Origin of the sequence: Rhodococcus oxybenzonivorans, assembly GCF_003130705.1 — a bacterium.
Classification (GTDB): Bacteria; Actinomycetota; Actinomycetes; order Mycobacteriales; family Mycobacteriaceae; genus Rhodococcus_F; species Rhodococcus_F oxybenzonivorans.
This window is the reverse complement of record NZ_CP021354.1, coordinates 4,725,960-4,740,140: the sequence shown is the minus strand read 5'-3', so window position 1 is coordinate 4,740,140 and position 14,181 is coordinate 4,725,960. Positions and strand designations below refer to the sequence as shown.

The window sequence follows — 14,181 nt, the reverse complement described above, 5'->3', positions numbered from 1 at the left end:
GCCGTCGTCGTCGCGCTGGCGAGTAGCGGTTGCATAGTCGGATTGTGCTTGGTGCCACAGGCTGAGCTGTCGGCGGGTCACGCACTCGGTTGTCCGACTAAGGTCGATCGACATGGAATCGGATTCGTTGGTTCGCGAATACCTGCTGCTCGGGCTGGGATTCGATCGGCTCGAAGAGGGATTCGTCGATGCGTACACCGGCGACCCGGCGCTACGCCGGAAGGTCGAGAACGCGCCGCGGCCGGACCCGCGGGAACTGGCACGCACAGCGGCAACGCTGCGTGCGGAATTGCCGTCCGCGGGGCTGTCGGACGAGCGGACGCGGTTCCTCGACGTCCATTTGCGGGCACTCGAATCCTCGGGACGGAAGTTCGCCGGGGACGACGTCGGGTTCGTCGACGAGGTGGACGCCTATTTCGACGTTCGCATTGCACGCGGCGACGAGGAGCAGTACCGCGAGGCGCACCGCAAGATGGACGCCGTGCTGCCCGGATCCGGCACACTCACCGAGCGGGTCCATGCCCACCGCGCCGCCGACGAGATACCGGCTGACCGTTTGAAGGACTGCGTCGACGCCTTCTCGAGCGCCCTGCGCGACCTGGTGCGCGAGCACTACGCCCTGCCCGAAGCCGAGGTCGTCGAGTACGAGGTGGTCGGGGACAAGCCGTGGTCGGGCTTCAACTACTACCTCGGAAACTACCGCTCCACGGTCGCCATCAACTCCGACCTGAAACAGCACATGGCAAATCTGCCTCGGCTCATCGCGCACGAGTCATACCCGGGCCATCACACCGAGCACTGCCGTAAGGAAGCGGGGCTCGTCGGCGCGGGGCAGCTGGAACAGACGCTGTTTCTCGTCAACACCCCGCAATGCCTCATGGCCGAGGGTCTTGCCGACCTCGCGCTCGAATCCATCGTCGGTGAGAACTGGGGCCTGTGGGCGCAGGAAATCTACGCCGACCTCGGACTGCGATTCGACGGTGAACAGGCACAGCGACTGTCGGCGGCGTCCGGTCAGCTGCTCGGTGTCCGCCAGGACGCTGCGCTGATGCTGCACGACGAGCGCCGCAGCGCGGACGACGTCGCCCTGTTCCTGCAACGGTGGAGCCTGTCGACCCCCGAGCGGGCGCGGCAGTCGCTGCGCTTCCTGTCCTCGCCCCTGTGGCGGGCCTACACCAGCACCTACGTCGAGGGATACCGCCTGCTCGGCGGCTGGCTGGCGGAGGTCCCGGTGGGCGCGGAGCGGTCGGAACGGTTTCGTCGGCTCCTCGACGAACCCCTCGTTCCCAGTGCCCTCCGCCCCGTGAGTACTTCTTAACACTGGGCGGTTATCAAGTACGCACGGGTTCTTCGTAGACTGGGGGCATTCGTTTCCGCATCCAGCTTGGAGATTCCTCGATGACCGCTGTGCCCGGTACCGACGTCAACACGGCCCCCCTCGCCGAACTCGACCCCGAAGTCGCCCAGGCCATGGCTGGTGAGCTCGCCCGTCAGCGCGACACCCTGGAAATGATCGCCTCGGAGAACTTCGTTCCCCGCGCGGTGCTGCAGGCTCAGGGCAGCGTGCTGACCAACAAGTATGCCGAGGGATACCCGGGTCGCCGTTACTACGGCGGCTGCGAGCACGTCGACGTCATCGAGGACCTCGCGCGCACTCGTGCCAAAGAACTGTTCGGCGCCGACTTCGCGAACGTCCAGCCGCACTCGGGCGCGCAGGCCAACGCCGCCGTCTTGATGGCGCTGATGAGCCCGGGTGAGAAGCTCCTCGGCCTCGACCTGGCACACGGCGGCCACCTCACGCACGGCATGAAGCTGAACTTTTCCGGCAAGCTCTACGAGGTCGAGTCGTACGGGGTCAGCAAGGAAGACCACCGTATCGACATGGACGAGGTCCGCAAGGTCGCTGTCGCCGCGCAGCCGAAGGTGATCGTCGCCGGCTGGTCCGCCTACCCGCGACACCAGGACTTCGCGGCATTCCGGTCCATCGCCGACGAGGTCGGTGCATACCTGTGGGTCGACATGGCGCACTTCGCCGGCCTGGTGGCGGCCGGATTGCACCCGTCGCCCGTCCCCTACGCCGACGTCGTGTCGAGCACCGTCCACAAGACCCTCGGTGGTCCCCGCTCCGGCCTGATTCTCGCCAAGCAGGAATGGGCGAAGAAGATCAACTCGGCCGTCTTCCCCGGACAACAGGGTGGACCGCTCATGCACGCCATCGCCGCCAAGGCCGTGTCGCTGAAGATCGCCGGCACCGACGAGTTCAAGGACCGTCAGCAGCGCACACTGACCGGCGCGAAGATCCTCGCCGAGCGCCTGACGGCCTCCGACGTGTCCGGCAAGGGTGTCAGCGTCCTCACCGGCGGCACCGACGTGCATCTCGTGCTGGTCGACCTCCGCAATTCGCAGCTCGACGGCCAGCAGGGTGAGGACCTTCTCCACGAGGTGGGCATCACCGTCAACCGCAACGCAGTGCCGTTCGATCCCCGCCCGCCGATGGTCACCTCCGGGCTGCGCATCGGCACCGCCGCGCTCGCGTCCCGTGGGTTCGGTGACGAGCAGTTCACCGAGGTCGCCGACATCATCGGTACGGCTCTGGCCGGTTCGTCCGACGTCGAGTCACTGCGCGACCGCGTGACCAAGCTGGCCGCCGACTTCCCGCTGTACGAGGGCCTCGAGGACTGGCGCCTCATCTAGACGGCTCCGCCGCCCGTGAGTGGTCTGCGAGTGCAGGGACTCGTCAACCACTCACGGGCGCCGCAGGCGCCTTCTCCGCGTAACCCGATGTTCACCGACACGCCCGCCGCTCGCACGGCCGTCCGGCGTGTTTGGCAGTACCGTCGGAAGTAACAGGCAGCGGGGAAGTTGCTTGTACGGGAGGTCCTGATCGTGACTGGAACATTCAGTACGAGGGGGCCGGCGCCCGGCCCTCGTGTGGTTTGACACACCAGGGACGGACCGGTCCAGCGAACCGAGTTTGCGTGGGTGCCGCGCAGACCTAGGAGCCTCACGTGACTGCATCACGCTCCGTCTCAGCCCGATCAGGACGTACGTCCGCAGCCTCCGGCAAGAACTCGGCTTCGGGAGTTCGTACGTTCGTATTGGACACCTCCGTATTGCTGTCCGACCCCTGGGCCGTCGCCAGGTTCGGTGAGCACCGTGTCGTGCTTCCTCTCGTCGTCATCAGTGAACTCGAGGGGAAACGGCACCATCATGAGCTGGGATGGTTCGCACGCGAATCGCTGCGCATGCTCGACGACCTTCGCCTGGAATACGGCCGTCTCGACCAGCCCGTGCCGATCGGAACGGAAGGTGGCACCCTGCAGGTCGAGCTCAACCACACCGACCCGTCAGTTCTGCCGGTCGGATTCCGCACGGACAGTAACGATTCCCGCATCCTCGCCTGTGCCCTGAATTTTGAAGCGGAGGGTAGCGACGTCGTCCTGGTCAGCAAGGACATCCCGCTCCGCGTCAAGGCAGGCGCGGTGGGTTTACCCGCCGACGAGTACCACGCTCACGACGTCGTTCCCTCCGGCTGGACGGGTATGGCGGAGCTCGACGTGGCGTCGTCGTCGATCGACGAACTCTTCTCCGAGGGTGTCGTCGACCTGGAGGAGGCACGGGAGCTGCCGTGTCACACGGGTATTCGGCTTCTGGGTGGTTCGTCGAGCGCCCTCGGCAGGGTGAACGCCGACAAGCGGGTGCAGTTGGTGCGAGGCGAACGGGAAGCGTTCGGCCTGCACGGACGCTCGGCCGAGCAGCGCATTGCCCTCGACCTTCTCATGGACGACAGCGTGGGCATTGTGTCGCTGGGCGGCAAGGCCGGCACCGGCAAGTCGGCGCTGGCGTTGACTGCGGGACTCGAAGCGGTGCTCGAGCGTCGGACTCAGCGGAAGGTCGTGGTCTTCCGGCCGTTGTACGCGGTGGGCGGTCAGGAACTCGGGTACCTGCCGGGCAGTGAGAGTGAGAAGATGGGCCCCTGGGCCCAGGCCGTGTTCGACACCCTGGACGGCCTGGCGAGCCCCGAGGTGATGGAAGAAGTTATCAGTCGCGGGATGCTGGAAGTTCTTCCCCTCACCCATATTCGGGGGCGGTCACTGCACGATTCGTTCGTGATCGTCGACGAGGCGCAGTCCCTCGAGCGCAACGTTCTGCTCACGGTGCTGTCCCGGCTGGGAACAGGATCGCGCGTGGTGCTGACGCACGATGTGGCTCAACGCGACAACCTGCGGGTCGGGCGCCATGACGGTGTCGCGGCGGTGATCGAGAAGCTGAAGGGCCACCCGTTGTTCGCCCACATCACGCTGACTCGCAGTGAGCGTTCGCCGATCGCCGCACTCGTGACGGAGATGCTGGAGGAATTCGGGCCCACGCCGTAGTTCCTGGCTGGGAGCGTGGTCCGCCCAATGTCGCATCGGAACAGGAGAACTCGACCGATGGGACATTGGGCGGCCGCGTTCGGGCCGGATCAGAACATTCGAACCAGTCCCTTCAGCGTGCCCCACAGGAATGCCCGGTTGCTGAAGTAGTCGCGCCAGACGAGGATCTTGCCGTCCTCGATCTCGAAGGTGCCGCACACCCAGAATTCGCTGCGCAGCCGATTCCAGATGAGAATGTCGGTGCGTTCGGTGAGCACTGCTGTTCCTTCGTCGGCGATGTGATGCAACCGGACATCGAACCCGACACCGGGCCTGCTCATCCCCCGGAGTATCCGCATCACCGACTCGATTCCGCGAATCTTGGGCAGAGACACGTTGTGCCACACGATGTCCGGGTGCAGATACTGGCGGGCGGTATCCGGGTCGCCGGCAACGAGGGCGTCGAGGAATCCGCGAACCACGCGAATATTGGCGGTGTCGGACGGTGAAACCGTATCGATAGACTGTGAAGTGGGTTCCATGGTACTTCCTGCTCGAAGTGAGTTCAGCGAACGAACGTTCCCTGACCATCTGTGTTGTAGTACTCCAGAATCAGACTGTTACCCGCGAACGTCGCCTCCGACACCGTGCCGGGCGGGGCGTTCTCGCCGCTGGGCCTGAACGTGAATGTGCTTCCGTCCCAATGCTCGAGTGGGAAGGTCTGCCCCGCGGGTCCGAGTTGCAAGATGAGTTGACCGTCTTTCTCGCTGACGACGGCCGGACCCCAGTAGGCATTGTTGTACCTTCCCGTATACGTGGGAAGTGGCTGCGCGGGAGCAGGGTTGGTGGGCGCGTCCTTGCCGACAAGGCTGCCCTCGGGGTCGAGCATCGGGGAGATGGCCTGGTAATACAGATCCCTCCACTCTTCGCGGATCTCGCCGTACTGGACGAGATCGGCGAATTCTGCGGTCAGGGTTTCGGGGATTCCGGTGGGCGAGCCGTTGGTCAGGGCGACGATCGCGACGTCGGCCGAGGGGATCGCCACGAAGTTGGTGGCAGCCCCGAGTTGGAAGGCACCCGAGTGGCTGAGGGAGACCCGGCCGGCAGAAGTGGTCGACACGTTGAACCCGTATCCGTAGAACCCTGGACGCGCGTCGAGGGAGCTCGGGGGACTCGACACGATCTGCGGACTGACCGCGGGGAGCAGGGCTTTCGAATCGACGATTTCCTTGCCCTCGAACATGCCGTCGCCCAGGAGCATGGTGAGCCACTTGCTCATGTCGTTGACGGACGAGCTGACGCCGCCGGCAGGTGACTGCGCGTCGGGGTCGCGGACGGCGTCGGCGACGTACTTGCCGTCGACGAGCTGATGGCCGATGGCACGGTTACTGCGCGCCTGGTAGTCGGCGAACCGGGAACTGGTCGAGTCCATCCCGAGTGGTTGGTAGATCGCCCGTTCGGACAGCGTCGCCCAATCCGTTCCGGATGCCGCGGCCACCGCTTCGGCGGCCGCGGTGACCCCGAAGTTGGTGTACTCGTAGGTGATACGGAACGGATTGAGCGGCTCGAGCCGAAGCTTGTCGAGTACCTGCTGCTGGTTGTTGCCGAGATCCTCGAGTCCGTCACCGGCGTGATCCGGCAACCCAGAGCGGTGCGAGTACAGATCGCCGACCGTGACGTGCTCGGTGACCCAAGGGTCTGCGAGCGCAAAACCCGGAAGCTTCGAGACCACGGTCGTGTCCCAGCCGACCACGCCGGTTCCCACCTCGTGCGCGACCACCGTGGAGCCCACCGACTTCGACAGCGATGCCAGTTGGAAGACGGTGTCTGCGTCCACCATCTCGTCGGTGCCCTCTTCGCGTACGCCGAATCCCTTCGCATAGACGGTTCGCCCGCCGTGCACCACCGCGACCGCCATTCCGGGCACGTGTGTGCTGTCCATGAGGTTCTTCACCAGGTCGTCCAGGCGTCCGACCGCGTCGTCGACTCGGCCGTCGGGTATGTCGACGCCGGAGACGGTCGCGGGATTGGCCGGCTTGTCTGGGGCGGTTGTCGACGCGGGAGAACTGGCGGTATCGGTGGACGGCTCATTGTCGGTGCACCCCGTGACGAGCGACCCGGCCAACAGGACAGCGAAGAACAGTGTCATCGAGTTCCCACGTCTGCGCATTGGAGGTCCTCTGCTCGGGCCGGCGAAAATCGGGAACTTTCAGCGTAACCACGAAGCTCGGTGACCTGGGGCTTTTCCGCCGATCCGGGCTCGGGTCCGGGCTGGGCGAGCCGGTGACCGCGTGCTCGAGATTCCTGCGCGAGCACGCGGAGGCTACGGTATGCGAATGCCGACTGAATTCACGGACAAGCACCTTCTCACCGAACTGGCTCCTGTGGTCGAGGAGAATCTCGCTCGTCACATCGCCGAGGCCGACGGCTGGCTGCCGCACGACCTGGTCCCGTGGGACCAGGGTAAGAACTTCGCATTCATGGGTGGCACGGACTGGTCGGCCGATCAGTCCACCCTGAGCGAGGTGGAGGCACTTGCACTCACCGTGGGCGTTCTCGTCGCCGACAACGTGCCCGCGTACCACCGGGAGATCGCCAAGCACCTGGCCATGGTGGGCCCGTGGTGGCGTTGGGTCGGCCGCTGGACCGCCGAGGAGAACCGGCACTCCATCGTGCTCCGGAACTATCTGATGGTGACCCGCGCGGTCGACCCTGTCGCACTCGAGCGCGCTCGGATGGACGAGATGGTGCGTGGATACGCCATGCCGCCGATGCACCTGCTCGAGATGCTCGCCAACTCGGCATTCGAAGAGAAGGCCGCGGCCGTCCGGCACCAGAACACCGCCGCCCTCGCCGAGGACCCGCTGGTGGCGTCGATCGAAACGCGACTGGCCGCCGACGACGAACTGCAGTCGGTGTTCTACCGCAACGTCGTCGAAGCCGCGTTCGCAGTGGCGCCCGAACAGATGGTGCGCGCTATTGCCTCGCGGATCGACGCATTCGACGTGCCGAGCGTGGAGTTGCCCGGTGGGAAGAACAGCACAGCGGTGCTCGCCGAAGCCGGCATCTACGATCCCGCACACCAGCGCGAGAAGGTGTTCGTACCGCTTCTCGCGGCGTGGAACATCGCCGGCCGCTCCGACCTGGGGGCCGACGGCGAGAAGGCCCGCGAGGAACTGTCCGCACTGCTGTAGAACGGTAACGAAGGTGGCCCACACTCCGAGGAGTGCGGGCCACCGTCATGTCTGGCTGGAGGTCAGTCCTCAACCTTCGCCATGGCGAGAACGTCGAGGCGCTTGTCCAGCTCCTCCTCGCTGAGTTTGTCACCGATCAAACCGCGGTCGACGACGGTCTCCCGGATCGTCTTCTTCTCCTTCAAGGCCTGCTTGGCAACGGCGGCCGCCTCCTCGTATCCGATCGCCGAGTTCAGGGGCGTGACGATGGACGGCGAAGACTCGGCGAGGGTCCTGAGGTGATCGGTATTAGCTACCAGGCCCGCGACACACCGGTCGGCGAACAGCCGCGTGACGTTGGCGAGAAGGGCGAACGATTCGAGAACGTTCCGGGCCATCATCGGAATGTAGACGTTCAACTCGAATGCGCCCGCAGCCCCACCCCAGGCGACGGCGGCATCGTTGCCCACTACCTGCGCAGCCACCTGGGTGGCGGCCTCGGGGAGTACCGGATTGACCTTGCCCGGCATGATCGAACTGCCGGGCTGCAGGTCGGGAAGCCGAATCTCGCCCAATCCGGTGAGCGGACCCGAACCCATCCACCGGATGTCGTTGGCGATCTTGGTGAGGGATACCGCGATGGTGCGCATCGCCCCGGACGCCTCGACGAGACCGTCTCGCGCCGCCTGCGCCTCGAAACTGTTCTTCGCCGGCGTGAGCGCGTCGATGCCCGTCGCCTTGACCAGTTCGGCCACCACTTTGGGGCCGAAACCGTCCGGGGCGTTCAGGCCGGTGCCGACCGCGGTTCCGCCGATGGGCAGTTCGCCGAGCCGTGGGAGACATGCCACGATGCGTTCCATGCCGGCTTCCATCTGCCGGGCGTAGCCCCCGAACTCCTGACCCAGCGTCACCGGGACCGCATCCATGAGATGGGTGCGTCCCGACTTCACGACCGTCTTCCACTCGGTGGATTTGTCGAGAAGGGCCAGCCGGAGGTGGTCGAGGGCCGGGATCAGGTTCTTCACCGCCGCCTCGGTCGCGGCCACATGAGTGGCGGTGGGGAAGGTGTCGTTCGACGACTGCGACATGTTGACGTCGTCATTGGGGTGGACGACGACACCCGCTGCGGCGGCGATCGAGGCGATCACCTCGTTGGCGTTCATGTTGGAGCTGGTTCCGGAGCCCGTCTGAAAGACGTCGATGGGGAACTGGTCGTCGTGCTTGCCTTCGGCGATCTCACCTGCCGCTGCGATGATCGCGTCGGCCTTCTCGGGATCGAGGAGCCCGAGGTCTTTGTTAACCTGCGCGCACGCCGCCTTCAGGAGGCCCATGGCGCGAATCTGGGTGCGTTCGAGACCTCGACCACTGATCGGGAAATTTTCGACGGCGCGCTGCGTCTGTGCGCGCCACAGCGCGTCCACGGGGACCCGCACCTCACCCATGGTGTCGTGTTCGATCCGGTACTGCTGCTCGTTGCTCTCCGTCATGGGTCAAACATTGCCACTTCCGGACGCTGCGCGCCCGTGCGCCGTTGTGGTTGCAGGAGCTACCAGAAAGGCGCACGGGCGGCGAAGGCGCTCAGAAGGACGGCGGAACCGCCCCGTCCTCACCGTCGAAGTCGACGGACGAGTACTCACGAAGCTTCTCGAGGCGGTGGTACGCATCGATCATGCGGACCGTTCCCGACTTGGATCGCATCACGATGGACTGGGTGGACGCGCCGCCACCGTAGTAGCGGACACCACGCAGCAGGTCGCCGTCGGTGACACCGGTGGCGCAGAAGAAGACGTTCTCGCCGGACACCAGGTCTTCGGTGGTCAGCACACGGTCGAGGTCGTGACCGGCGTCGATGGCCTTCTGACGCTCGGCGTCGTCGGTCGGGGCCAGCCGGCCCTGCAGCGAACCACCCATACAGCGCATGGCGGCGGCGGCGATGATGCCCTCGGGCGTGCCACCGGTGCCGATCAAGATGTCGGTGCCCGACTCCGGACGCGCGGCGGCGATCGCACCCGCGACGTCGCCGTCGGAGATGAGACGGATCCGGGCGCCGGTGTCCCGGACTTCCTGGATGAGCCCGGCGTGCCGCGGACGGTCGAGGATACAGACCGTCACGTCGGAGGTAGACGCCTTGCGGACCTTCGCGACACGCTTGATGTTCTCGGCAACGGGCGCCGTGATGTCGATGACATCGGCGGCGTCGGGACCGACGGCGATCTTCTCCATGTAGAACACGGCGGACGGGTCGAACATCGCGCCGCGCTCGGCGACTGCGAGGACAGCGATCGCATTGGGCATTCCCTTGGCCATCAGGGTGGTTCCGTCGACCGGGTCGACCGCGAAGTCGCAGTCGGGGCCGTCGCCGTTGCCGACCTCTTCGCCGTTGAACAGCATCGGGGCTTCGTCCTTCTCGCCCTCGCCGATGACCACGACACCGCGCATCGAGACCGAGCTCACGAGCTGGCGCATGGCGTCGACGGCGGCGCCGTCGCCACCTTCCTTGTCGCCACGGCCGACCCAGCGACCGGCAGCCATTGCACCAGCCTCGGTGACTCGGACCAATTCGAGAGCAAGGTTTCGGTCCGGGGCCTCGCGGCGTCTCGATGTGGTGCTGGCCGTCATGGGCAGTGCCTCCTGATGCAGTTCCGGTCGACGTTGTACGTCGACGCTGTGCCGGTCGGCCTGTCGGCCGCCGACTGTCGAGTGAATCTCAGGGCTGATTCTCCCAGAAAGTTGTGTGACGTGCGTTGCTGGGGCGACATATCGGGGACCGAGAATCGTCGTTCGGGGGCCGACCCTGGATACTGGTGTGCGTGGCATCCGATAAACCGCGCATCCTGCACAACAACCGCGACATGGTGTGGTCGCTCGTACCCCTTGTCCTGTTCTGCGTGCTGATCGCCGGTATCGCCAGCCAGTGCACGTTCAGCCCCGGCGGTCCCACGACCGGGCCGATTCCCAGCTTCGACATCGACGCTGCGCTGAAGTACGACGCGAACGATCTTCCGTTCCCGGTTCGGCAGCCGGAGACGCCCGAGGGCTGGACACCCAACTCGGGGAGCCGCAGCATCGTCAGTGGTGACGGCGGCGGCGACTCCAGCACCGTCGGCTTCATCACGCCGGCCGGTCGGTACATCCAGCTGACGCAGAGCAACGCGCTCGAAACCGTGCTGGTGCCCTTTGTGGCCGGTGGTCCGCGGACGGCCACCGGTACAGAAGAGATCGCAGGTCATACGTGGATCGTGTACGGCGGTGAGGGAGTCGAACCGATCTGGGTCTCCGACTTCGGCGACGTCCGGCTCGTCGTGACGGGCAGCGCCTCACCGGAGGCATTCGAGCAGCTCACCACGGCCGCGGCCGAAGCCCCGATCCTCCCGGCTTGATCGCAGCCGATTCGTCAGCTCTCGTCGTCGGCGTGCGCGAGCGCAGTCTCGACGCGCTTGCGGGCTCCCGCGAGGTGCTCCTCGCACCGCTTCGCGAGAGCCTCCCCGCGCTCCCACAGGGCGAGTGACGCGTCGAGGTCGAGGCCACCTTGTTCGAGCACCTTGACCACGTCGACGAGTTCGTCACGCGCCGCCTCGTAACCGAGCTCCGCGATGTCGGTGTCGTTCCCGTTGTTGCTCATGTCCTACTTGTCCTTTCCCATCACCGCGGCACGGATTGCGCCGTCGGCGACTCGAACGCGAATCTGGGTGCCCGGCGGGGCGTCGTCGACCGAACGCAGTACCTCGGGATCGCCGTCGGGCACGATCCGCTGAACGACGGAATAGCCGCGGGCGAGCGTGGCCGCGGGTCCGAGGGTGGTCAACCGTGCCCGCAGGTGCTCGATCGTGGTGCTCTCCGCGGCGATTGCCCTGGTGATGTCGCGGCGGCCCGCCTCGCGCAGTCGCTCGACCTCGTCGCCCCGCTCGTCGAGAGCGCGCACCGGATCGGCGAGCACCGGCCGGCTCCGCAGCTGGGAGATCAGGTGGGATTCGCGCTGTACCCAATTCCGCAGCGCCGCCGCACTGCGTGAGCGCAGCTCGCTGACCAGCGCCTGCTCGGCGACAGCGTCCGGGACCACCCGTTTGGCGGCGTCCGTGGGGGTAGCGGCGCGCAGATCGGCGACGTGATCGCTGAGCGGGCTATCGGGCTCGTGTCCGATGGCACTGACTATCGGGGTGGTGCACGCGACGATCGCCCGGCAGAGGGTCTCGTCGGAGAACGGCAGCAGGTCCTCCACGCTTCCGCCGCCGCGGGCCAGAATGATCACATCCACGTGCGGATCGGCGTCGAGTTCCTTCAACGCGTCGAGAATCTGCGGCACTGCGGTGACGCCCTGCACCGGGGTGTTACGAATCTCGAACCGGACGGCCGGCCAGCGGCGCTGCGCCACGCTGAGGACATCGTGCTCGGCGGCACTTGCTCGGCCGGTGATCAGGCCGACGGTCCCGGGAAGGAAGGGCAGCGGGCGCTTGAGCCGGGGGTCGAACAGGCCCTCCGCGGCCAGAAGCGCGCGCAGCCTCTCTATCCGCGCGAGGAGTTCGCCGATTCCGACCGCGCGGATCTCGGTCACTCGCAGCGACACCGATCCGCGGCCGGTGTAGAACGACAACTTCCCGAACATCACCACCCGACTGCCCTCGGTGAGGGGGACAGGGGAGTTCTGCAGCAGCTGAGGTGAGCACGTCACGGAGAGGGACATGTCGACGGACGGATCGCGCAGCACGAGAAACGCCGTCCGGGTACCGGGACGGGCATTGATCTGGGTGATCTGACCCTCGACCCACACACTCCCGAGCCGGTCGATCCACTGTGCGACCTTGGCCGAGACGGTGCGAACCGGCCACGGTTTGTCGGCGGTACTCGGTGCTGTACTGGCTGCGCGGGACTGGGCGGAAGTCACTTGGCCTTGGCGGTGGTGATGCGATTGGTCAGCATGGTCAGGAAGGGTGCCCTGGCAAGGGTCGCCGTCTCGTAGTCCAGCAGCGCTGTCAGGTCCTCGACGGACAGCGAGCGCAGGCGGGCCCGCAACTGGGCAAGGGTCAGCGACGAATAGTCGAGGTAGGCGGCGATCTCGGGTTCGGCGACTGCGGAGGCGGGCTTCGGGGTCGTGGTCTTCGCCACACCGTTGGTACTCGGAGCCTTCGGGCCGGTGGGGGCGGTGGACTTCTCTGCGAGGTCGTCACCCTGAGGGCTGAGGGAGTACAGCGCGAAGCGGCCGGGCCCGGCGGGACGATCGTCCGGCGCGTCCTCGATGTCGGGTTCTCCGTCGGTGTCCTCGTCGAACACCGCCCAGGACGGCTGCTCTTCGTCGTGCGACCAGTGGATGAGGGCAAAAGCCTGGTCACCCTTGATGGCCAGCGCCGTCATGGTCTGCTGGACACGCATCGTGGTCTGCAGCACCTGGCTGACCGCAGTCATCGGCAGAGTGACCGCCGTCGTGGGCAGCCTCCTTGCTTCTTCGACGGCCGTCACGGCGATTCCAGCGGCGACGCGCGCCACGAACGGGGGACGAATCATGCTCACAGCCTGCCTGACATCGGCACGTTTGGGTAGCCGACGTGCCCACAGCGTGGACGACTCGACTCGATGACGCGCACAGTACCCCTCCGGAGGCCCGGCGAAAGTGTCTTAGCCGGGGGGCGACCCGTACGCTGGAACCATGTCTTCGGCTGTTCCACTCAATGTGGGTATCACACGTTCGGCAGATTCGGGAGTGCATGCGAGCGGTGAGAAGCGAGTGCTGCTCGCCGAACCCCGCGGGTACTGCGCCGGCGTCGACCGCGCTGTCGAAACGGTCGAGAAGGCGCTGGAGAAGCACGGCGCCCCGATCTACGTCCGCAAAGAAATCGTGCACAACCGCCACGTGGTGGAAACGCTCACCGAGCGCGGCGTGATCTTCGTCGACGAAACCGACGAGGTGCCCGAGGGTGCGTTGCTCGTATTCTCTGCGCACGGTGTGTCACCGGCCGTGCACGAGTCGGCCGCAGCCCGCAATCTCCGCACCATCGATGCGACGTGTCCACTGGTCACCAAGGTGCACCAGGAAGCGAAACGGTTCGCCCGCGACGACTACGACATTCTCCTCATCGGCCACGAGGGCCACGAGGAAGTGGAAGGCACTGCCGGCGAAGCCCCCGACCATGTGCAACTGGTCGACGGACCCGAGTCGGTGGATGCCGTCTCGGTCCGCGACGAGTCGAAGGTCATCTGGCTGTCGCAGACCACGCTGAGCGTCGACGAGACCATGCAGACCGTGGCGCGGCTCCGGGAGAAGTTCCCCCACCTGCAGGATCCGCCCAGCGACGACATCTGCTACGCCACCCAGAACCGTCAGGTGGCGGTCAAGGCGATGGCCCCCGAGTGCGATCTGGTGATCGTGGTGGGCTCCCGCAACTCGTCCAACTCGGTGCGCCTCGTCGAGGTGGCTCTCGGAGCCGGCGCGAAAGCGTCGTACCTCGTCGACTTCGCCCGTGAGGTGGATCCGGCGTGGCTCGACGGTGTTCGCACGGTCGGCATCACTTCCGGCGCCTCGGTACCGGAAATTCTCGTGCGCGGTGTGATCGACCTACTGGCCGAGCACGGGTTCCACGACGTCCAGCCGGTCACGACTGCCAACGAGACACTTGTCTTCGCGCTCCCCCGGGAGCTTCGCGCCGCCCGGCACTGACACC

General features: G+C 66.1%; 13 protein-coding genes. 6 read left to right on the top strand and 7 right to left on the bottom strand.

Going from position 1 to position 14,181, the window contains the following annotated elements; translation table 11 throughout:
• Nucleotides 1–112 precede the first annotated feature (112 nt).
• The 3 genes from CBI38_RS22140 to CBI38_RS22130 all read left to right on the top strand — a co-directional run bounded on the left by CBI38_RS22140 (nt 113) and on the right by CBI38_RS22130 (nt 4,376).
• Nucleotides 113–1,318: a DUF885 domain-containing protein gene (locus CBI38_RS22140; protein ID WP_109332227.1), complete on the top strand. Its 1,206-nt coding sequence runs from the start codon at nt 113–115 to the stop codon at nt 1,316–1,318.
• A gap of 80 nt (nt 1,319–1,398) precedes the next feature.
• Nucleotides 1,399–2,694 (top strand): serine hydroxymethyltransferase, encoded by a 1,296-nt coding sequence (glyA, locus tag CBI38_RS22135; protein ID WP_109332226.1) that lies wholly within the window; start codon nt 1,399–1,401, stop codon nt 2,692–2,694.
• 314 nt (nt 2,695–3,008) lie between these two features.
• Complete coding sequence (locus CBI38_RS22130; protein ID WP_109332225.1) at nt 3,009–4,376, top strand: PhoH family protein; 1,368 nt, start codon at nt 3,009–3,011, stop codon at nt 4,374–4,376.
• Between the two features lie 89 nt (nt 4,377–4,465).
• On the opposite strand, the gene CBI38_RS22125 is transcribed toward CBI38_RS22130, so the two are convergent.
• Together CBI38_RS22125 and CBI38_RS22120 are read right to left on the bottom strand one after the other, a co-directional pair.
• Nucleotides 4,466–4,897 (bottom strand): limonene-1,2-epoxide hydrolase family protein, encoded by a 432-nt coding sequence (locus CBI38_RS22125; protein ID WP_109332224.1) that lies wholly within the window; start codon nt 4,895–4,897, stop codon nt 4,466–4,468.
• A gap of 23 nt (nt 4,898–4,920) precedes the next feature.
• Nucleotides 4,921–6,525 (bottom strand): serine hydrolase, encoded by a 1,605-nt coding sequence (locus CBI38_RS22120; RefSeq protein WP_109332222.1) that lies wholly within the window; start codon nt 6,523–6,525, stop codon nt 4,921–4,923.
• Nucleotides 6,526–6,691: 166 nt separating this feature from the next.
• On the opposite strand from CBI38_RS22120, the gene CBI38_RS22115 reads away from it, so the two are divergent.
• Nucleotides 6,692–7,549 carry an acyl-ACP desaturase gene (locus tag CBI38_RS22115; protein WP_109335267.1) on the top strand — a complete coding sequence of 286 codons (858 nt, stop codon included), beginning with the start codon at nt 6,692–6,694 and terminating at the stop codon, nt 7,547–7,549.
• 62 nt (nt 7,550–7,611) lie between these two features.
• Here the strand turns inward: CBI38_RS22115 and CBI38_RS22110 are convergent, their stop codons facing one another.
• Both CBI38_RS22110 and glpX read right to left on the bottom strand, forming a co-directional pair.
• Entirely contained in the window at nt 7,612–9,015 is a 1,404-nt protein-coding gene (locus CBI38_RS22110; RefSeq protein WP_109332221.1) for a class II fumarate hydratase, read from the bottom strand.
• A gap of 91 nt (nt 9,016–9,106) precedes the next feature.
• Entirely contained in the window at nt 9,107–10,147 is a 1,041-nt protein-coding gene (gene glpX, locus CBI38_RS22105; protein WP_109332220.1) for a class II fructose-bisphosphatase, read from the bottom strand.
• A gap of 191 nt (nt 10,148–10,338) precedes the next feature.
• Here glpX and CBI38_RS22100 point away from each other — a divergent pair, with 191 nt between their 5' ends.
• Nucleotides 10,339–10,908 (top strand): DUF4245 domain-containing protein, encoded by a 570-nt coding sequence (locus tag CBI38_RS22100; RefSeq protein WP_109332219.1) that lies wholly within the window; start codon nt 10,339–10,341, stop codon nt 10,906–10,908.
• 14 nt (nt 10,909–10,922) lie between these two features.
• On the opposite strand, the gene CBI38_RS22095 is transcribed toward CBI38_RS22100, so the two are convergent.
• Genes CBI38_RS22095 through CBI38_RS22085 form a run of 3 tightly spaced genes read right to left on the bottom strand, consistent with a single transcriptional unit; the run spans nt 10,923 to nt 13,027 of the window.
• On the bottom strand, nt 10,923–11,150 hold the full coding sequence (locus CBI38_RS22095) for an exodeoxyribonuclease VII small subunit (protein ID WP_109332218.1): 228 nt from the start codon (nt 11,148–11,150) through the stop codon (nt 10,923–10,925).
• A gap of 3 nt (nt 11,151–11,153) precedes the next feature.
• On the bottom strand, nt 11,154–12,410 hold the full coding sequence (gene xseA, locus CBI38_RS22090) for an exodeoxyribonuclease VII large subunit (RefSeq protein ID WP_109332217.1): 1,257 nt from the start codon (nt 12,408–12,410) through the stop codon (nt 11,154–11,156).
• The gene (locus CBI38_RS22085; RefSeq protein ID WP_109335266.1) at nt 12,407–13,027 is read right to left on the bottom strand and encodes a lipid droplet-associated protein; all 621 of its coding nucleotides are present in this window, start codon (nt 13,025–13,027) and stop codon (nt 12,407–12,409) included. Before CBI38_RS22085 ends, xseA begins: the two co-directional genes overlap by 4 nt.
• 142 nt (nt 13,028–13,169) lie before the next feature.
• On the opposite strand from CBI38_RS22085, the gene CBI38_RS22080 reads away from it, so the two are divergent.
• Nucleotides 13,170–14,177 carry a 4-hydroxy-3-methylbut-2-enyl diphosphate reductase gene (locus tag CBI38_RS22080; RefSeq protein WP_109332216.1) on the top strand — a complete coding sequence of 336 codons (1,008 nt, stop codon included), beginning with the start codon at nt 13,170–13,172 and terminating at the stop codon, nt 14,175–14,177.
• The last annotated feature ends 4 nt before the right edge of the window (nt 14,178–14,181 follow it).